Annotated in this window: 18 protein-coding genes; 9 read left to right on the forward strand and 9 right to left on the reverse strand. The window is 64.2% G+C overall.

The annotated features are described in order from the left end of the window. Positions 1-247 precede the first annotated feature (247 nt). Positions 248-1,540: a phosphoribosylamine--glycine ligase gene (gene purD / locus BFX80_RS15825; RefSeq protein WP_084209400.1), complete on the reverse strand. Its 1,293-nt coding sequence runs from the start codon at positions 1,538-1,540 to the stop codon at positions 248-250. Between the two features lie 166 nt (positions 1,541-1,706). After that, a complete protein-coding gene (gene phaR, locus BFX80_RS15830) occupies positions 1,707-2,228 on the reverse strand; it encodes a polyhydroxyalkanoate synthesis repressor PhaR (protein ID WP_084209401.1) in 522 nt (173 codons plus the stop codon). A 198-nt stretch (positions 2,229-2,426) separates the two neighbouring features. On the opposite strand from phaR, the gene BFX80_RS15835 reads away from it, so the two are divergent. Continuing rightward, complete coding sequence (locus BFX80_RS15835; RefSeq protein WP_084209828.1) at positions 2,427-3,152, forward strand: 16S rRNA (uracil(1498)-N(3))-methyltransferase; 726 nt, start codon at positions 2,427-2,429, stop codon at positions 3,150-3,152. Between the two features lie 4 nt (positions 3,153-3,156). Here BFX80_RS15835 and BFX80_RS15840 read toward each other — a convergent pair whose 3' ends face one another. After that, positions 3,157-4,494: a deoxyribodipyrimidine photo-lyase gene (locus BFX80_RS15840; RefSeq protein ID WP_084209402.1), complete on the reverse strand. Its 1,338-nt coding sequence runs from the start codon at positions 4,492-4,494 to the stop codon at positions 3,157-3,159. 702 nt (positions 4,495-5,196) lie between these two features. Between BFX80_RS15840 and BFX80_RS15845 the strand changes: the two genes are divergently transcribed. Genes BFX80_RS15845 through BFX80_RS15870 form a run of 6 tightly spaced genes read left to right on the forward strand, consistent with a single transcriptional unit; the run spans position 5,197 to position 11,060 of the window. Further along, positions 5,197-7,989 (forward strand): monovalent cation/H+ antiporter subunit A, encoded by a 2,793-nt coding sequence (locus BFX80_RS15845; protein WP_084209403.1) that lies wholly within the window; start codon positions 5,197-5,199, stop codon positions 7,987-7,989. Continuing rightward, positions 7,989-8,339 (forward strand): Na+/H+ antiporter subunit C, encoded by a 351-nt coding sequence (locus tag BFX80_RS15850; protein ID WP_077378839.1) that lies wholly within the window; start codon positions 7,989-7,991, stop codon positions 8,337-8,339. Before BFX80_RS15845 ends, BFX80_RS15850 begins: the two co-directional genes overlap by 1 nt. Next, positions 8,339-9,880: a monovalent cation/H+ antiporter subunit D gene (locus BFX80_RS15855; protein WP_084209404.1), complete on the forward strand. Its 1,542-nt coding sequence runs from the start codon at positions 8,339-8,341 to the stop codon at positions 9,878-9,880. Before BFX80_RS15850 ends, BFX80_RS15855 begins: the two co-directional genes overlap by 1 nt. Continuing rightward, a complete protein-coding gene (locus BFX80_RS15860; protein WP_077378833.1) occupies positions 9,877-10,377 on the forward strand; it encodes a Na+/H+ antiporter subunit E in 501 nt (166 codons plus the stop codon). The genes BFX80_RS15855 and BFX80_RS15860 overlap by 4 nt, the downstream gene beginning before the upstream one ends. After that, positions 10,371-10,640, forward strand: coding sequence for a K+/H+ antiporter subunit F (locus tag BFX80_RS15865; RefSeq protein WP_077378830.1), 270 nt, complete (start codon positions 10,371-10,373; stop codon positions 10,638-10,640). The genes BFX80_RS15860 and BFX80_RS15865 overlap by 7 nt, the downstream gene beginning before the upstream one ends. 18 nt (positions 10,641-10,658) lie before the next feature. Next, positions 10,659-11,060: a Na+/H+ antiporter subunit G gene (locus BFX80_RS15870; protein WP_077378827.1), complete on the forward strand. Its 402-nt coding sequence runs from the start codon at positions 10,659-10,661 to the stop codon at positions 11,058-11,060. A 196-nt stretch (positions 11,061-11,256) separates the two neighbouring features. On the opposite strand, the gene hemH is transcribed toward BFX80_RS15870, so the two are convergent. Beyond that, on the reverse strand, positions 11,257-12,246 hold the full coding sequence (hemH, locus tag BFX80_RS15875; RefSeq protein WP_084209405.1) for a ferrochelatase: 990 nt from the start codon (positions 12,244-12,246) through the stop codon (positions 11,257-11,259). A gap of 199 nt (positions 12,247-12,445) precedes the next feature. On the opposite strand from hemH, the gene BFX80_RS15880 reads away from it, so the two are divergent. Together BFX80_RS15880 and BFX80_RS15885 are read left to right on the forward strand one after the other, a co-directional pair. Continuing rightward, complete coding sequence (locus BFX80_RS15880) at positions 12,446-14,122, forward strand: cryptochrome/photolyase family protein (RefSeq protein ID WP_240499611.1); 1,677 nt, start codon at positions 12,446-12,448, stop codon at positions 14,120-14,122. Further along, positions 14,119-14,505 carry a thiol-disulfide oxidoreductase DCC family protein gene (locus BFX80_RS15885; protein ID WP_084209406.1) on the forward strand — a complete coding sequence of 129 codons (387 nt, stop codon included), beginning with the start codon at positions 14,119-14,121 and terminating at the stop codon, positions 14,503-14,505. Before BFX80_RS15880 ends, BFX80_RS15885 begins: the two co-directional genes overlap by 4 nt. Before the next feature lies 1 nt (position 14,506). Here the strand turns inward: BFX80_RS15885 and BFX80_RS15890 are convergent, their stop codons facing one another. The 5 genes from BFX80_RS15890 to rplI form a co-directional block, all read right to left on the reverse strand. After that, positions 14,507-14,863 carry a DUF6482 family protein gene (locus BFX80_RS15890; protein ID WP_219815849.1) on the reverse strand — a complete coding sequence of 119 codons (357 nt, stop codon included), beginning with the start codon at positions 14,861-14,863 and terminating at the stop codon, positions 14,507-14,509. A 155-nt stretch (positions 14,864-15,018) separates the two neighbouring features. Continuing rightward, complete coding sequence (locus tag BFX80_RS15895; protein ID WP_167593058.1) at positions 15,019-16,275, reverse strand: EAL domain-containing protein; 1,257 nt, start codon at positions 16,273-16,275, stop codon at positions 15,019-15,021. A gap of 165 nt (positions 16,276-16,440) precedes the next feature. Continuing rightward, positions 16,441-16,728: a hypothetical protein gene (locus BFX80_RS15900; RefSeq protein ID WP_043334752.1), complete on the reverse strand. Its 288-nt coding sequence runs from the start codon at positions 16,726-16,728 to the stop codon at positions 16,441-16,443. Positions 16,729-16,814: 86 nt separating this feature from the next. Further along, positions 16,815-18,194, reverse strand: coding sequence for a replicative DNA helicase (gene dnaB / locus BFX80_RS15905; protein ID WP_077379359.1), 1,380 nt, complete (start codon positions 18,192-18,194; stop codon positions 16,815-16,817). Positions 18,195-18,498: 304 nt separating this feature from the next. Further along, positions 18,499-18,945 (reverse strand): 50S ribosomal protein L9, encoded by a 447-nt coding sequence (gene rplI, locus BFX80_RS15910; RefSeq protein WP_065392637.1) that lies wholly within the window; start codon positions 18,943-18,945, stop codon positions 18,499-18,501. Position 18,946: the final 1 nt, after the last annotated feature.

An 18,946-nucleotide genomic window follows, 5' to 3' on the forward strand; every position in this document is an offset into this window, starting at 1 on the left:
ACGGAAATGGACGATGATGGCGGAGTCGCCATGCTTCCCCGATGCCATGCTCAAGGCCGGGGAGACCCATGGGCCGCCGTTCATGCGTGAACAAGTGATGATGAAGGTTATCGCACGGCCGACACCGACATGACCAGACTCTCGACACGATGGTCGTAGAATGGCCGACGCGAGAATCACGGTGCGATAACGACAAGACCCGGCCAGAGGCCGGGTCTTGCAGACAATGCGATGATGCCGGACAGGCTCAGGCGTCGCCACGCTCACGGGCGATGGCACGCCAGGCGATGTCACGTCGCACGAGCACGTCCTGCCAGTCGATGGCGTCCACACCCTCGTAGGCACGCTCGGTGGCGGCGGCCACGCTGTCGCCCAGCGCGGTGACGCACAGCACGCGACCGCCACTGGTGACCACCTGCCCGTCCTTTTCGGCGGTGCCGGCGTGGAAGACCTTGCAACCGGTCGCCTCGGCAGCATCGAACCCGGTGATGACATCGCCCTTGCGGTAGCTGGCCGGATAGCCGCCTGCCGCCAGCACCACGCCGACCGCCGCGCGGGAATCCCACTCGCAGGTCTGGGTATCGAGGCGCCCGTCTTCGGCGGCCAGACACAGCCCCACCAGGTCGGACTTCAGACGTACCATGATCGGCTGGGTCTCCGGATCACCGAAGCGGCAATTGTATTCGATGATCTTCGGCGCGCCCTGGGCATCGATCATCAGGCCGGCGTACAGGAAGCCGGTGTAGGGATGTCCCTCTGCCGCCATGCCACGCACGGTGGGCAGAATGATCTCGTCCATCACGCGCTGGTGCACATCGGCGGTGACCACCGGTGCCGGAGAATAGGCCCCCATGCCACCGGTGTTGGGGCCGGTATCGCCTTCACCGACCCGCTTGTGGTCCTGACTGGTGGCCATCGGCAGCACGTTCTCGCCATCGACCATCACGATGAAGCTGGCTTCCTCGCCATCGAGGAACTCCTCGATCACCACGCGTGCACCGGCATCACCGAAGGCGTTGTCCTCGAGCATGTCACGCACGGCGGCGCGAGCTTCCTCGTCGGTCATCGCGACCACCACTCCCTTGCCCGCCGCCAGGCCATCGGCCTTGATGACGATCGGTGCCGGGTGGGCGGCCAGGTACTCAAGCGCCGCATCGACCTCGGCGAAGGTGGCGTAGTCGCCGGTCGGGATGGCATGACGCGCCAGGAAGTCCTTGGTGAAGGCCTTGGAGCCTTCCAGCTGGGCAGCGCCGGCCGTCGGACCGAAGCACTTGAGCCCCGCCTCGCGGAAGCGATCGACCACGCCGATCACCAGCGGCGCTTCCGGGCCGACGATGGTCAGCTCGATGGCGTTGTCCCGCGCGAAGGCGACCAGAGCATCGAGATCGTCAGCGGCAATCGCCAGATTGGTCAGCTTGGACTCGCGCGCCGTGCCCGCATTGCCGGGGGCCACGAAGACCTCCTCGACACGGGAGGACTGGGCGGCTTTCCAGGCCAGCGCATGTTCGCGGCCACCGCCGCCGATGATCAGGACCTTCATCTTTTCAACCTTCATGAGCCAGTGAGGATCAAGGCTGCCCGCAAGACACGGGCGACCGAGGAAATGTCAGGCTGCGCATTATGGCAGAAAGGGGCTCCCCTCGGGACGCCCCTTTTCACATCAACGCGATTTCATGTGATTTTCATGCCGGCCGACCAGGCATCACTCAGCGTGTGCCCTCGGGGTCGTGAGCCTCGCCGTCGTCGTTCGTCCCGCCCTCCGGGGCATCATCGGCAGAGCGTGAGCTCGTCCGGCCCCGGTTGATGCCGCCCCCCATGGCCTGCTGCCAGAAGCGCAGATTCTCTTCGGCGACTTCGCGCATCATTTCCATGGGCGAGTGGCGCATGGCCTGGGACCATTGCTCCTGCATGCGCTGCTGTTGCTCCATCATCAGCCGCGTGCCCTGCTCCAGATACCCCGCCAGCGGCAATGGCTTGGCCATCGCATAGATGCGGATGAACTGCTCCAGCAGCTCGTTGGAGAAGACTTCGGCCTCACCATCGCCCTGCTCCTGCTCGATGATGATGGTCAGCAGGATGGTACGCGTGAGGTCCTCGCCGCTCTTGGCGTCCTCGACCTTGAAGACCTCTTCCGCCAGCACCAGGCTGCGCAGGTCCTCGAGGGTCACATAACGGCTCTGCTCGGTATCGTAGAGACGCCGATTGGCGTATTTGCGGATGACTCTCACGGATCAAGCTCCTGTCGATTTTTCTTCATTGTGCACTCAAGGGGGGGCACTGCAAGGAAAGCCGCTTCCACGCGGCTGATCCACTACCGCCACGCCTCGGGCAATCGCCCCCTTCGCTGTCATTTCGCCGGAGCCGAGCCATCTGGCGTCCATGCTAGAATGCCGCCTCTTTTCCTCCTGTCTGTCTACGGTATCGCCATGAACCTTATCCTGCTCGGCGCTGATGACCTGCTCGCCTCCGACCATGCACGCGTGACGGACCCGCGCAGACTGCGCCATCTGCGTGAGGTGCATCGTGCCGCTGTCGGTGACGAGATGACCCTGGGAATCGAAGGCGGGCTGATCGGTCGTGGACGCCTGGAGCGGCTGGACGCCGAGGTGGCCGAATTCAGTCTGCGTCTGGAGCGTCAGCCGCCGGCACCACTCGATGTCCATCTGCTGCTGGCGCTGCCACGCCCGCGCATGCTGGCGCGCTCGCTGGAACACATCACGGCGCTGGGCGTGAAGCACATCACCCTGCTGCATACGCGGCGCGTGGAGAAGAGCTACTGGCAGTCGCCGGAGCTGAAAGAGGAAAAGATTCGCCAGCATCTGGTGCTGGGACTGGAGCAGGCGCGCGACACCATCATGCCGACGGTCACGCAGGAGACATTGTTCAAGCCATTCGTGGAGGACAGACTGCCGGACCTGATGGCCCCGGAGAGCGCCGTGAAGCCGCGCGGCATCATCGCGCACCCGGGCATGCCGCAGGAGTGCCCACGCGCGGTGGGTGAGCCGGTGATCCTGGCCATCGGCCCGGAGGGTGGATTCGTGGACTATGAGGTAGAGCAGTTCATGAAGGCCGGCTTCGAGGGCGTACACCTCGGCGAGCGCATCCTGCGCGTCGAGACTGCAGTCACGGCGCTGCTGGCGCGACTGGGCTGAGACCTCACACCGGCTGACCCGCCAGATGCCGCCACTCCCCCCAGTGGACGGCGGCATCGAAATCCAGCAGACAGTGCTCGAACCAGCGCGCCCCGAGTCGCCAGTCTCCCCCGGCGGCAAGCCATGCACGAGCCAGATGCTGGCGCTCATCCCACGGCAGCCAGCCTTCCCGGGTCAGCCTGTGCATGGCCCGGTCCACCCGTACGTCGCCCGTGCGCCCTTCGCGCCAGCGCTGGAATGCCACATCGCAGGCCGCCTCCTTCTCCAGCGCCTCGCCATACCAGCCCATCAGCGATTCCTCGGGCTGCGCTTGCAGGACCCGCTGCCAGTACTCGCGCTGGAGCAGCACAGCCATCAGCTGATGCGCCACGAGAGACTCCCCCATTTCCCGTCGATGTTCCGCCAGTGCCTGCAGGATGCGCCGCGGACTGATGCAGCCCTGCGCCAACCAGGCGGACAGGCGCCAGGCAGCCTGCACCTCGGCATCCTCTGATTCCGGACGCGACCAGACGAGGGAAGACAGCTGCTCGCGCGCCGGCTCCTCTCCGCCTTGAAGCGTGGCGATCTCCCCCACCGGTTGCCAGGCGCTGGCCGTGGCGCACACTGCCTCCAGCGGCGGGAAACCGCGTGATGCCGATTCCGGCCATGGCGGCAAGGAACACGGCAGCCCCTGCAAGGGATTGCGCGAGGCATGACGCATCCACCACTGGGCATCATCGAGACGCAGAGACATCGCCCCGCGTGACGCCAGCGCTGGCGAGAGCCGCGAGGAGGCGGGCAATTCCGGGGCGGCGAGAGACATCGCCTCCGCACCGTGGGCCGGGATTTCCATCACCTGCGGAGGCGTCCACAGGGCTGCGGGCTCCTGCGTCGCATCCCGCTCGTCCAGCGGCTCCAGCACGAGCCCTTCACGTGGGTGGCAATGCAGCCGGGTACTGGCAGGAAGTTGCGCGGCAAGACGCTGAAGATTGCCGGCATCATCCGGGGTTCGGGAATGACTGACTTCCAGGCAGTCCACGTCATGCTGGCGGACCTGGGCCAGCACCTCGCTGACGGGATCCCCCACTCGCACCAGCAGATCACTGCCGCGGCGCAGCAACATGCCACGCAGGTTCATCAGGCTCTGCCAGAGGAGGCGAAGGCGGGCAGGTCCCAGGCGAGGCAGACCCTCGACAGGCGTCAACCAGCGCTGGTCCAGCACGTACATGACCAGAAGTTGATAGGGGCGACGGACACTGGGCAGCGCGAATACCGGGTTGTCTTCCAGACGCAGGTCATGACGCAGCCAGACAAGTGACGTCTCCGGTGGGCCGCCCGAATTCGTGCTGATGGCCTCTCGCATGCGAGCTCCAAAGCGTTATCGGCGTATAATATTTGTACAATAAATAGCCCGCTCTGTACAACACGCTGTCCGATCAGGGACCTCATCCGACCTGCCGCCCGTGCGCTGGCGAGGGGTGCAAGTGCGTGATACATTCGAGAGGTTAGGTCACGATCCACCAATGTTTTCAACAAGATCGCGCAAGTGTCTCTACCCGCAAACACACTTGTCATCCAGGGGCTTCAGGAGGAATACGGCCATGCTCGCAAGACATGACATGACCGCACCAACCCGGCATCTTCACCGTCTGCCCATCGCGGGCAGCCGGGGGCGCGCTGCGGACCTCATCCCCACCTGGATGCTGGCACCTCGTGCCGTGCGCCTCCCCTTTCTGACTGATCCGCCCGCGGCGGTGACGTCTCATCCCGAGGTACCTGCGTCCCTGCCGGGCGCCTGAACCTCTGAGCCGCCATCGGCTGCCACTGCCACCCATTCCCGCCACTTGATGGCGGCACGCACCTCCCGAGCAGGCGTCGACCTGACACGGAAGCGTGATCCAGAGGTGGCAACCTCGGCAGCCTGCAATGCGCTCGCCTATCCTATCGGCACCCAGTGGCCGAAATCCGCGTCCCGACCTCGAAGCTGGTGGCCTGGCCCTGAGCCCGTGTCCGCTCCGCTGACGACAGAGGGACAACGCCCTACAACGACTGGAGCGAGTCTTCCATGACCCTGCTGTTGATCGTGCTACTGCCATTGCTCGGTGCCCTGGTGCCGTTGATGGCCAGAGACCTGCCCCGCGGCCGCCTTGCCTGGCTGACGGCGGTTGCCCCTGCCCTGGCACTTGGTATCGCCGTCTTCCATCTCGGCGATGTCTTCGCCGGCCAGATAGCCCAGTTCTACCTGCCGTGGATCACCGAACTGGGGCTGGATCTGGCGCTACGCTTCGATGGCCTGTCAGCTCTGTTCGTCCTGCTGATTCTCGGCATCGGACTGCTGATCATCCTCTATTCTCGCTACTACCTGTCGAGCGAGGACTCGCTGGCACGCCTCTACAGCTTCCTGATGCTGTTCATGACCGCGATGCTCGGCATCGTCATGGCGGACAACCTGCTGTTGATGTGGGTGTTCTGGGAGCTGACCAGTCTCAGCTCCTTCCTGCTGATCGGTTACTGGTATCAGCTGAGCGAGGCGCGCAAGGGCGCCCGCATGGCGCTGACCGTCACCGGTGCGGGCGGGCTGGCGCTGCTGGCCGGCATCCTGGTCATCGGTCATATCGTCGGCAGCTACCAGTTCGATGACGTCCTCGCGGCAGCAGACCAGATCCGCTCCCACGAGCTGTATCCTGTCGCACTGGTACTGGTGCTGCTGGGCGCCTTCACCAAGTCCGCGCAGTTCCCGTTCCAGTTCTGGCTGCCCCACGCGATGTCGGCGCCGACACCGGTGTCCGCCTTCCTGCACTCCGCCACCATGGTCAAGGCCGGGGTCTTTCTGCTGGCGCGCATGCACCCGGTGCTCTCGGGGACTGATCTCTGGTTCTACATCGTCAGCCTCACGGGCCTTGCCACCCTGCTGTATGGCGCCTGGTTCGCCTTGATGAAGCAGGACCTCAAGGGTGTGCTGGCCTTCTCGACCATCAGTCATCTGGGTCTGATCACGCTGCTGTTCGGCTTCAACAGCCAGATGGCCGCCGTCGCGGGCCTGCTGCACATCATCAATCACGCGACCTTCAAGGCCTCGCTGTTCATGGCAGCCGGCATCGTCGACCACGAATGTGGCACGCGTGACATCCGCAAGCTCAACGGCCTGTACCGTTACATGCCACATACCACGGTGCTGGCGATGGTCGCCTCGGCCTCGATGGCCGGCGTGCCGCTGCTCAACGGCTTCCTGTCCAAGGAAATGTTCTTTGCCGAGAGCCTCGATGCCCAGCTGCTGGGCGGTCTTTCCTGGCTGATTCCGGCGCTGGCGACCCTCGGTGGCATCCTGTCGGTGGCCTACTCGCTGCGCTTCATCCACGACGTCTTCTTCAATGGCGAGCCGAAGGACCTGCCCAAGACCCCGCATGAGCCGCCGCGCTACATGAAGCTGCCCATCGAGGTGCTGGTGCTGATCTGCCTGCTGGTGGGCATCCTGCCGTCACTGGTGATCAAGGACCTGCTGGTGAGCGCCTCCGCCAGCGTGCTGGCAGCGCCGGTGCCGGACTTCAGTCTCGCCATCTGGCACGGTTTCAACCTGCCGCTGCTGATGAGCGTCATCGCGCTGGGTGGCGGTGTCGCCGTCTACGCCCTGCGCCACCATCTGTACGCCTTCCAGCGCCAGTTCCGGGCGCGCAACGCCCTGCTGGTCTTCGAGGCCAACGTCCAGCGAGTCGTGAAACTGTCCGAGCGTTTCATGGACAGCTTCGAGAACGGTTCGCTGCAGCGCTACATGCTGTGGCTGCTCCTGACCGCGCTGGTCTTCGTCGGCATCGGACTGCTGGCCGTGCCGCGCCTGGGTGGAGAGCTTGAGCAGCAGCCCTTCGATGGCATGCTGCTGACGGGTGCCGTGATCACCGGCCTGGCCGGCCTGGGCACCGCGATCACTCACCGCAAGCGCCTGATCTCCCTGCTGATGCTGTCAGTGGTCGGCCTGATGACCTCGCTGGCGTTTGCACGCTTTGCCGCCCCGGACCTGGCGCTGACCCAGCTGGCGGTGGAGGTGGTGACGATGATCCTGCTGATGCTGGCACTGTTCTTCCTGCCACAGCGCACACCCAAGGAATCCAGCGCGCGACGCATCATGCGTGACGTCCTGCTCGCCAGCGCCTTCGGCGTGGTGGTCGCAAGCCTCAACTTCGCCATCCTGACCCGCCCGGTCGAATCGATCTCCGACTTCTTCATGGCCAATGCGGTCTCCGGCGGTGGGGGCCACAACGTGGTCAACGTGATTCTCGTCGACTTCCGTGGCTTCGATACGCTGGGCGAGATCACCGTACTCGGGATTGCCGGACTGGCGATCTTCAAGCTGCTCAACCGCCTGCGCCTGTTCATGCCGTCCACTGACCTGGATGGCCGCAACTGGTCGCCGGACCGCCACCCGATGATTCTGGCCACCGTGTCCCAGACCCTGCTGCCACTGGCGCTGCTGGTCTCGGTCTACATCTTCCTGCGCGGCCACAACGAACCCGGCGGCGGTTTCATCGCCGGTCTGGTGACCGCCGTGGCCATCATCCTGCTCTACATCGCGCGCGGCGTGGACTGGACACAGCGCTGGCTGCGCTTCCCCTACCAGCCGGTCGCGGCGGCCGGGGTGTTGATCGCCGGCCTGACGGGCGCGGGCAGCTGGGTCTTCGGCTATCCGTTCCTGACGTCATCGTTCGGCCACTTCACGATTCCCGTGATCGGTGAGATAGAGCTGGCCACCGCGCTGCTGTTCGACCTCGGGGTCTATCTGACCGTGGTCGGCGCGACCCTGATGATTCTCGCCAACCTCGGCAAGCTGACGACACCGCACCGCCCGACCAAGGAGAAGAGCTGATGGAAGCCCTCTACGCCACTACCACCGGCCTGCTGGCCGCCTGCGGTGTCTACCTGACCCTGCGCGGGCGCACCTTCCCTGTCGTGGTCGGACTGACGCTATTGTCCTACGCGGTCAACCTGTTCCTGTTCTCCATGGGGGGGCTTGCCATGCACGGCACCCCCGCCGTGGTCGGCTCAGGCTCGCCCACGGCGGACCCGCTGCCCCAGGCGCTGGTGCTGACCGCCATCGTGATCGGCTTCGCCATGACGGCCTTCGTGGTCATCCTCGCCATGCGCGCGCGCGGTGACCTGGGCAGTGACCACGTCAACGGCAACCGTCTGGACGACTCGAAAGAGGATGGCAAGTGATGCTGCAACACCTGATTGTCCTTCCGATCGTCCTGCCACTGCTGGTGGGCGCCTGCCTGCTGCTGAGTCGCGGCTCATCGCCGGTACTGCGCCGCAGCATCAGCCTGATCACCCAGGCCATCATGGTGGCCATCGCCATCGCGCTGGTCGTTCAGGCCAACGACGACACCATTCGCTACTACGCGCTGGGCGACTGGCAGCCTCCCTTCGGGATCGTGCTGGTGCTGGATCGCCTGTCGGCGACCATGGTGCTGCTCAGCTCGGTACTGGGCCTGCTGGCCTGCCTGTATGCCACGGCGGGCATCGATGAGACAGGCTCCAACTTCCATGGCCTGTTCCTGCTGCAGCTGATGGGGATCAACGGTGCCTTCCTGACCGGTGACCTCTTCAACCTGTTCGTGTTCTTCGAGGTCCTGCTGATCGCCTCATACGCCCTGCTGCTGCACGGCGGCAGCAAGGCTCGCACGCTGTCGGCCCTGCATTACGTGGTGCTGAACCTGATGGGGTCGGCGTTCTTCCTGATCGCGCTGGGCATCCTCTACGGCGTGACAGGTACGCTGAACATGGCCGACATGGCCGTCATCGTCACCACGCTGGACCCGGGACGGGCCGGCCTGATGGAAGCCGGCGGTCTGCTGCTGCTGGTGGTATTCGGCCTCAAGGCCGCGATGCTGCCGCTGTATTTCTGGCTACCCCGCGCCTACGCCGCGGCCTCGGCGCCGGTGGCGGCGCTGTTCGCGATCATGACCAAGGTCGGCATCTATTCCATCCTGCGCGTCTACTCGCTGATCTTCACCGACAACGCCGGCACCCTGGCAGATCTCGGTCGCGACTGGCTGTGGTGGGCAGGGCTCGCCACGCTGGTCGTGTCGATGCTCGGCGTGCTCTCGGCACGTGACCTGCGCACCCTGGTGGCCTATCTGGTGATGATCTCGGTCGGTACGCTACTGACGGCGCTGGGCATGAACAGCATCGCGGCGGACAGCGCCCTGCTGTTCTACCTGATCCACTCCACCCTGGTCACCGGCGGCCTCTTCCTGCTGGTGGATGTGATGGCAGGCCAGCGTGGCAAGGCCGGTGCCCGTATCGTGCGCTCACGGCCACTGCTGCAGGCGGGCCTGCTGGGCGGACTGTTCCTGATCGGCACGGCGGCCGCGGCGGGCCTGCCGCCCTTCTCGGGCGCCATCGGCAAGGCGCTGATCCTGTCGTCCGCCTCACTGGAGCAGCAGGTATGGCTGTGGCCAGTGCTGCTGCTGGCCGGGCTGTGCTCGATCGTGGCCTGTTCGCGTGCCGGTTCCAGCGTGTTCTGGCGCACCGGCAACAGTGAACCCAGCGGTGAACGACTCGGTGTCGCGCGCGGCATCGCGACCTGCGGCCTGATCTCCGCCGCACTGGCACTGGTCGTCTTCGCCGGTCCCGTCTCGCATTGGACCAAGGCCACCGCACAGCAACTGTCGGACCCGGCCCCCTATCTCGATGCCCTTCTGGGCAAGGACGCCGCACCGGAAACCGCTCTGCCGCTCAAGGGAGACGCTCAATGATCAAGTCTCGTTCTCGCGTTCTGCCCACCCCGATGCTCTCGACCCTGCTGCTGGTCGTGTGGCTGATGCTGCAGAACAGCGTCTCGCCCGGGCAGATATTGCTCGGTGCGGTGCTGGCCATCGCCATCCCGGCACTGACCTATCGTTTCTGGGAGCCGCAGCCGGATCTCCAGAAACCGTGGCGACTGATCGGCTACCTGCTGCGCGTCATCCTGGACATCATCATCGCCAACCTGCAGGTCTCGCGACTCATCCTGAATCCGCGTGCGAAATTCCGCCCGGCCTTCGTGCGCTATCCGCTGGAGCTCGAGCAGAAGTTCCCGATCACCCTGCTGTCGAGCACCATCACGCTGACACCGGGGACGGTCTCTGCCTATCTCACGCTGGATGGTCGCCATCTGATCATCCATGCACTGGATGTCGAGGATGAACAGGCATTGATCGACGAGATCCGCCAGCGCTACGAGCGCCCGCTGAAGGAGATCTACGAATGCTAGACATCGCCCTGTGGATCAGCATCGCGCTGTTCGCGGCGTCCCTGATGCTCAACGTCTTCCGGCTGGCCATCGGCCCGGACCTGCCGGACCGCATCCTCGCCGTGGACACCATGTACGTGAACTCCATCGCGCTGATCGTGCTGTTCAGCATCCAGCTCAACAGCAAGGCCTACTTCGAGGCGGCGCTGCTGATCGCCATGCTGGGCTTCGTCAGCACCGTGGCAGTCTGCAAGTATCTGCTGCGCGGCGACATCATCGAATGACCTGAGCGGAGAGTCTCCATGCCCACCTGGTTCTATCCTGTCCTGGAAGGCGTGATCGCCTTCTTCCTGATCGCCGGCGGCCTGTTCGCCTTCATCGGGTCGCTGGGGCTGACGCACCTCAAGGACTTCTACATGCGTCTGCACGGTCCCAGCAAGACCACCACCCTGGGGGTCGGCTGCGTACTGATGGCGTCGATGATCTATTTCCGCGCCACTACCGGTCACTTCAGCTTCCAGGAGATGCTGATCACCATCTTCCTGTTCATCACCGCCCCGGTGACCGCACACCTGCTGTCCAAGGCCGCGCTGCATCAGAAGCTGGTGGCGGACATCCGTACCCGCAACGTGCCGGAACGTCTGGAAGTATCAGACGAACCGGATGAGGCAAATGCCGAAGCCTCGGAATCGCGCCTGCCCTGAGCGCTCGTGTTCGCCTGACGCTCTGACCTGCCCCGGTCGGCCCCACTCCTCTCGCGAGGCGAGACGGCAGACCAACGCAAAGCGCCCCCACCAGGAGACTGGTGGGGGCGCTGTCTTTCCAGCGTTTCACTGCGCATCTGTCACTCGGACTGCGGTGCTCAGATCATTCAGGCGGGCCTCATGCCTGCCCTGCTCGTCACCAGCCCTGAGCATGCTGGCGGCACAGTGCCTCTAGCAGATCGATATGCTCACGACGGTCATTGAGCGCCGGAATGTAGCGGAACTCGCCCCCGCCGGACTCGGTGAAGTAGCCGCGATTCTCCTCTTCCAGCTCCTCCAGCGTCTCGAGACAGTCGGCCGCGAAGGCCGGCGAGATGACGTCGACGCTTTCCAGACCTTCAGCCCCCCAGGCCTTGAGCGTCTCATCGGTATACGGCTTGAGCCACTCGGCCTTGCCGAAGCGTGACTGGTAGGTCATCGCCCACTCATCGTCCCCAAGCCCCAACGCCTCGGCCAGCAGCTGGCTGGTGCGCTCGCACTGGCGTGGGTAGGGGTCGCCCGCCGTCGCATAGCGCTTGGGGATGCCGTGATAGCTCATCAACAGACGCTTGCCGCGATGCCCGGCCTTTTCCCAGTGCTCACGGACACTGGCGGCCAGCGCGGCGATGTAGTCAGGATGATCATGGTAGTCACGCACGAAGCGCAGTTCCGGCAGGTGCGGACACGGCTTGAGCGCGCGCGCCAGGCGATCGAACACCGCGGCAGTCGTGGTCCGCGAGAACTGCGGATAGAGCGGCAGCACCAGGATGCGATCTGCCCCACGACTGGCCAGCTTGCGCCCCACCTCTTCCATGGTCGGCTTGCCGTAGGTCATCGCAAGCTCTACCGGAATCTCCTCGCCCAGCGTTTCGGCCAGACGCGCCTCCAGCGCGGCACGTTGACGCTTGCCGATCGCCATCAGCGGCGAGCCGTCTTCCGTCCACACCGAGGCATAGGCCTCGGCGACCTTCTTGGGGCGAGTCGTCAGCACCAGGCCATGCAGGATCGGCAGCCAGAGCAGTCGCGGCAGGTCGATCACGCGTACATCACCGAGAAACTCCGCGAGGTAGCGGCGCACCGCCTTGGGTGTCGGGGCTTCAGGGGTGCCGAGATTGACCAGCATGACGCCGAAACGCGGGGTGCTCATGGGCGATGAACTCCTGACAAGGGGCAAGAAAAGGGGTGAAGCGGCAACCAGCCACCCTCACCGACAGCGCAGCCATGTTACCAGCTCGCCCTGTGCGTGAGGGATGAAGTTATACTATCATCACGATTTGTACAGCTTTACGACAATTATTGTCACAACCTGACGCAAGCCGTGCTTGCGCCCCGCCGCAGGAGTCAGTGTGCCCGAAACCTCCACTCTGCAACTTGCCACCCGTCACGACTTCGCACGCCCGCTGGTGCTGATTCTCGGTGACCAGCTCAGTCACGAGCTTGCGAGCCTCAAGCAGGCACCTGCCGAGAGTCTGATCGCCTTCTGCGAGGTCGAGGAGGAAGGCCGCTACGTGCCACACCATCCGCACAAGATCGCGATGATGCTGGCCGCGATGCGCCATCACGCACAGGAGCTGCGCGACTGCGGCTGGCAGGTGCATGAAAGCCGCCTGGATGACCCGGACAATCGTCAATCCCTGATCCTGGAAGCCGAGCGGCTGGCCGCGCTCCATCAGTGTGACGGCATTCTGGTGACTCGCCCCGGGGAATGGCGACTGCTGGAGGCCTTCCTCGCACGCCGCGAGGAAGGCGAGATCCCCTGGGTGGTGCTGGAAGATCACCGCTTCTTCACCACACCGGCACAGTTCGCGACCTGGGCCGACGGACGCAAGCAATTGCGCATGGAATACTTCTACCGTGAACAGCGTCGTGACACGGACCTGTTGATGGAAGGCAGCGAGCCCGCCGGCGGCAAGTTCAATCATGATCATGACAATCGCGAACCGATTCCCGCCGACTTCCAGTCACCGCCACCACCGCAGCATGACCACCGCCAGGATGCGCTGACGCGCGAAGTGCTGACACTGGTGGACACCCGCTTCGGCGAGGGAGCCGAGGGCGAGCTGCGTCATTTCGGCAATCTGGACAACTTCAACTGGGCCGTGACCCGCGCCCAGGCGCTCGACGATCTCGCTCACTTCCTCGCGCACTGCCTGGCAGACTTCGGCCGCCATCAGGATGCCATCGATGACAGTGACCCCTTCCTGTTCCACTCCCGGCTTTCCGCGGCGCTCAATATCGGGCTTCTGAGTCCCCACGAAGTCTGCGCTGCCGTCGATGATGCCTGGCGACGTGGCGAGGTACCGGTCAATTCCGCCGAGGGCTTCATCCGGCAGATTCTCGGTTGGCGAGAGTATGTGCGTGGGATCTACTGGACACGCATGCCCGGCTACAAGCAGGAGAATCGCCTGAGTGCGACACGGGATCTACCGGAGGTCTTCTGGCGCGGCGACAGCGGCATGCGCTGTGTGGATCAAGCCATCCTCAGTACGCGTGATCATGCCTATGCCCACCATATCCGCCGCCTGATGGTCACCGGCAATTTCGCCCTGCTGTGCGGCGTGAAGCCCGAGGCGCTATGCGACTGGTATCTGGCGGTCTACGTCGATGCCTGCGAGTGGGTGGAGCTGCCCAATACCCTGGGCATGGTGCTGCACGCCGATGGCGGCCTGATGGGCTCCAAGCCCTATTGTGCCTCGGGCAAGTACATCGATCGCATGTCCAATCACTGCGACAGGTGCCAGTACTCGCCGAAGAAGGTCACCGGCACGCATGCCTGCCCCATCAATAGTCTCTATTGGCACTTCATCGAACGCCATCGCGAATCACTGTCACGCAACCCGCGCATGTCGCTGGTCTATGGCAGCTGGCGACGCATGAAGGACGAAAAGCGCGAGGCATTGCTGCAACAGGCCGAGGCCTTTCTCGCCCGACTCGACAGCGCCGCTGACTATGGTAGCGGTGCCCATCGCGCGGGTTACCATCCCGCGCCCTCCAGTTCCACGACCGACAAGGAATCCTCATGAGTCGCATCTGGCAGGCCAGTGCACCGGTCACGCTCTATCACGATGGCAAGTGCCCCCTGTGCCAGCGGGAGGTCGCCTGGCTGGCGAGACACCCGAGGCGGGAACGGGTCAGGACGGTCGACATTCGTGCAAAGGACTTTTCCCCAGATGCTCTGGGGCTGAGCTTCGAGACGATGATGGGGCGCCTGCACGTGCAGGATGCGCGCGGGGAGTGGTATGTCGGCATGGACGCCAGCCGAGCCCTCTATGCGGTGCTCGGCTATCGGCGCCTGGTGAGGCTGTCATTGCTGCCGGGGCTGCGTCCATTGCTGGATGTGGGCTATCGGGTCTTTGCCCGCCACCGTGAGCGTATCGGCCGCTGGGTCCCCCAGAGGAGACGCTGACTCAGAAGCTCAAGGGGATGCGCGAGCTCAACGGTTGATGGTACTGAGGCGGTCGGCCGATCATCTCGTCGTTGGCCACCTGCGATACCAGCCAGGCGCGTGACAGACCGGCGCGCCTGAGCTCGCTGTAGACATCCTCCAGCGAGCGGAACAGCATCGGCTTGCCACGTTTCATCAACAGTTCACTGCGCTCATCGTCTTCATCGGCACCCGCTTCCAGTACCAGCTGGACCTGATAGAAGCGGCTGGCGGCATGACTGATCACGCGCGCCTCCAGTGCCGGATACTCGGCGATCAGCGCATTCAGGTTGCTGACCAGCAGGCCAGCAGGTGTGAAGGCAGCGGCAATTCTGGACATGGTGTCGGCTCCTGGACCTCTGTTGTCTGAGGTATCCATCATCGTGAAGGTGGCGTCAAGGCTTCACGCCAGCTTGCGGGGGGACGATGACGATTGAACGGCACCGCCATGACCATTGGATGACGTCATGTTCAAGGCCGCCGCCCCGGAGAGGCTCACGGACACTGAGCACGAACCGCCAGCTGACGTTCCGCGAGGATGCGCAGCAGATCCAGAGGACGCCCAAGGCCGCGATAGCATCCCCCTCGCATGATGATGAAGTCCTCGTCACGATAAATGTCCCGGCGCCCGAGCAGCTTGGCCGACAGACGCTCGAGCGGCTCATCTTCCTCGACACGCAGTGAATGGGTCTGCATGACCTCATGAATCGCCCGTCGTCCATGCAGCTCCGGTCCGAAGCGCTGATTCAGCAATCCCAGCAGTCGATGGCGGATGATCATGCCGATCGGCCGCTGCTGCGCGTCCACCACTGCCAGCGCCATCAATTCCGGCTCGGCATGCAGACGCTCGGCCACTTCCTCGAGACAGGTATCCTGCAGTACCGGCGCCACCTGCCGCAGCAGGCTGCCGGCACCGAGTGCCAGAGGCGCGGCATGCCGGCGGCGACTCAGACGATGCAGGCGCTGCTCGAGGCCGGCACGCTGGCGAGCGGGGTCCACCTCGGCGCTCGCAAACAGCCAGCCTTGCAGATACTCAGCCCCCAGCTGGGACACGCATTCCATCTCGCCTTCCTGCTCGATGCCTTCCGCGATCACCTGACTGCCACTGCCGTGGGCGATGTCGATGATCGAGCGCACGAAACGCCGCTTGAGCGAATCCTGATGAATACCGCTGATGAAGTGTCGGTCGATCTTGACGAAGTCAGGCTGAACCGCCGACCACAGCTTGAGGCTGGCGTACCCTTCACCGAGGTCATCCAGCGCGATGGCGAAGCCCATCGACTGGTAATGGCAGACGGCCTCACGCATCAGTGCCGGGTCAAGCCCCGGGGTCTGCTCAGTCAACTCGATGACGACCTGATGCGGGTGCAGCCCATGGCGATGCAGGAGGTGACGTGTCAGTCCCCGAGAATGCGCACTGTCCAGCAGCACCTCCGGCGACACGTTCAGGAACAGGCGCTCACTCAGGCCCTGCTCGGCCCATTGCTCAAGCGCCAGCTCACGACAGAGGCCGTCCAGCTCGGCGAGGCGCCGATGCTGGCGAGCCGCCTCGAGCATCGCCATCGGTGAGCGCAAGCTGCATCCTGCAGCAGCTCGCGCGAGTGCCTCGTAGGCGAAGACCTCACGGCCATCTGCCGCCACGATGGGCTGGAAATGCATCCGCAACTGGCGAAGACGCAGCAACGCCTCCAGCGCCTGGCCGGATTCGGGAGTGGATGCCTCAGCTAAAGCGGGATGCGGGGATGGCAGCATGCCAGAATCAAAGCATGCTGATATGACAGGAAAATGACACGGGCGGTGATGTGTCAGTGAAGGGTCGGGCACATCACCGCGGTGCTGCCGTGCAAGGACGCCTTGCGACGAGCCTGCACGGTCGTGGCTGGCCAATGCGCTCATGCCACGCCGGAAGTGGACGCCTTACAGCGAGTTGGGGTCGATGGCCTTGCCGAGGGAATTGCGGTCGATCCACTTGCCGGCCTTGGTTTCCTTGTAACGGAAGACCACCATGTCGCCCGCGACGACCGGCACTTCACTGTCTTCGGTCTGATAGCTGTAGCTCTCGCCCTCCACGACCAGCGTGAAGCGATAGAGATCCGGCATGCCCAGCCATTCCTTGAAAGGCCCTTCGCGCTCAAGGCTCTCCAGCGTACCGCGTCCCTGAAGCTTGGGAGTGCGTGCGCGTCCGCGCCCAAATCCACCTGCCATGCTATCTCCTCCCCGTCAGTGCGGGTCTTGCGGGGCGACGTCGCTGCCGCCGCCCGGGTACATGTTTGATGCGCATGCGCATCACGTCATTCAGCGAAGGCCTGGCCATAACTGTCTGGCGCCAGGTCCTCGAAACGGGTGTACTTGCCGATGAAGGCCATGTGAACGGTGCCGATGGGGCCGTTACGCTGCTTGCCGATGATCAGCTCGGCCAAGCCCTTGTTGTCGGGATTGTCCTTGTTGTAGACCTCATCACGGTAGACGAAGGCGATGACATCGGCGTCCTGCTCGATGGCGCCGGATTCACGTAGATCCGACATCACGGGGCGCTTGTTGGGACGCTGCTCAAGCGAGCGGTTCAGCTGCGAGAGCGCCACCACCGGGCAAGCGAATTCCTTGGCCAGACCCTTGAGCGAGCGCGAGATCTCGGAGATCTCGGCAGTACGGTTCTCGGACAGCCCCGGCACCTGCATCAATTGCAGGTAATCGATCATGATCAGGCCGATGCCGCCGTGTTCGCGCGCCATGCGGCGACAGCGTGAGCGCATCTCGTTGGGCGACAGGGCCGCCGTGTCATCGACGAACAGCTGCTTGTCCTTGAGCAGGTTGACCGCCGAGGTCAGCCGCGGCCAATCCTCGTCATCCAGCTGACCGGTACGCACCTTGGTCTGATCGATGCGGCCCAGCGAGGAGATCATGCGCAGCATCAGCGATTCGGCCGGCATCTCCATCGAGAACACGGCCACCGGCTTGTCGCCGGAGACCACGGCATGCTCGACCAGGTTCATGGCGAAGGTGGTCTTGCCCATCGAGGGGCGCCCCGCGATGATCACCAGGTCCGATGGCTGCAGACCGGAGGTCATGTCATCCAGGTCCCGGAAGCCGGTCGACAGGCCGGTCATCTGGCCCTTGAGATTGAACAGCTCATCGATGCGGTCCACCGCGCCGGTCAGCAGCTGACTCATGCCCTTGGGGCCGCCGCTCTTGGGGCGTGATTCGCTGATCTGGAACACCAGACGCTCGGCCTCGTTGACCAGCTCATCGGCGTCTCGCCCCTGAGGGCTGAAGGAGCTCTCGGCGATCTGGTTGGCCGCCTGGATCAGCTTGCGCAGCGTCGCGCGCTCGCGAACGATGTCGGCATAGGCCTTGATGTTGCTGGCCGAGGGCGTATTGCGCGCAAGCTCGGCGAGGGTCGCAAGCCCGCCGACCGACTCCAGCTGGTCACGGCTTTCCAGCAACTCGGACAACGTGACCACATCCAGCGGCCGGCTGCTGCCCACCAGCTGGGACATGGCGTTGTAGACCAGACGATGCTCGTAGCGATAGAAGTCGTCGGCCACCAGTCGCTCGGACACCGTGTCCCAGGCGCTGTTGTCCAGCATCAAACCGCCGAGGACCGATTGCTCGGCCTCCAGCGAATTGGGGGGCACCTTGAGCGCCGCCGTCTCGCGATCCTGATCCTGCATCTCGCTCATGCCTGGCTGACTCCTGCTGATGACTGACACGCCCGCGGGAACCTCCATTTTCGTGCATCGCCGCGAGCCTGCCAACCATCGCGACCGCACATGATGCTCTACCTCACGGGGGCAGGCATTCTACCGGATTTTGCCTGTCACCGCCCTGCCCGCGTGCAGAGGATTTTCCCTGTCACGCCCGACCGAGAAACGCCAGACACAAAAAAACCGCCCCCGCATCCAGGATGCGAGGGCGGTTCGAGTACCACCTGTGGTGACAGCGCCGGATCACCGGGCAACCACCACGGATCAGCGATTACTCGCCGACCACGACCACACGAACAGTGGCAGTCACTTCAGCGTGCAGCTGCAGCACGATGTCGTATTCGCCAGTGTTGCGCAGCGGGCCTTCCGGCATGCGGACTTCGCTCTTGGCGATGTCGATGCCGGACTGGGCGATGGCTTCGGCCAGATCACGCGGACCGATGGAACCGAACAGCTTGCCTTCTTCGCCAGCCTTGGCGACCAGGGACAGTTCGATTTCGTTCAGCTGAGCGGCACGCGCTTCAGCTTCGGCCTTGCGCTCTGCAACCTGTGCTTCCAGCTCAGCGCGCTGAGCTTCGAAAGCCGCCTGGTTTTCGGCAGTGGCCGGAACAGCCAGACCGTACGGCAGCAGATAGTTGCGACCGAAACCAGCCTTGACGGACACCTGGTCACCCAGGTTGCCCAGCTTGCCAATCTTGTCGAGCAGAATGACTTGCATC

Source organism: Cobetia marina, assembly GCF_001720485.1.
In the GTDB taxonomy this organism is placed as follows: domain Bacteria; phylum Pseudomonadota; class Gammaproteobacteria; order Pseudomonadales; family Halomonadaceae; genus Cobetia; species Cobetia marina.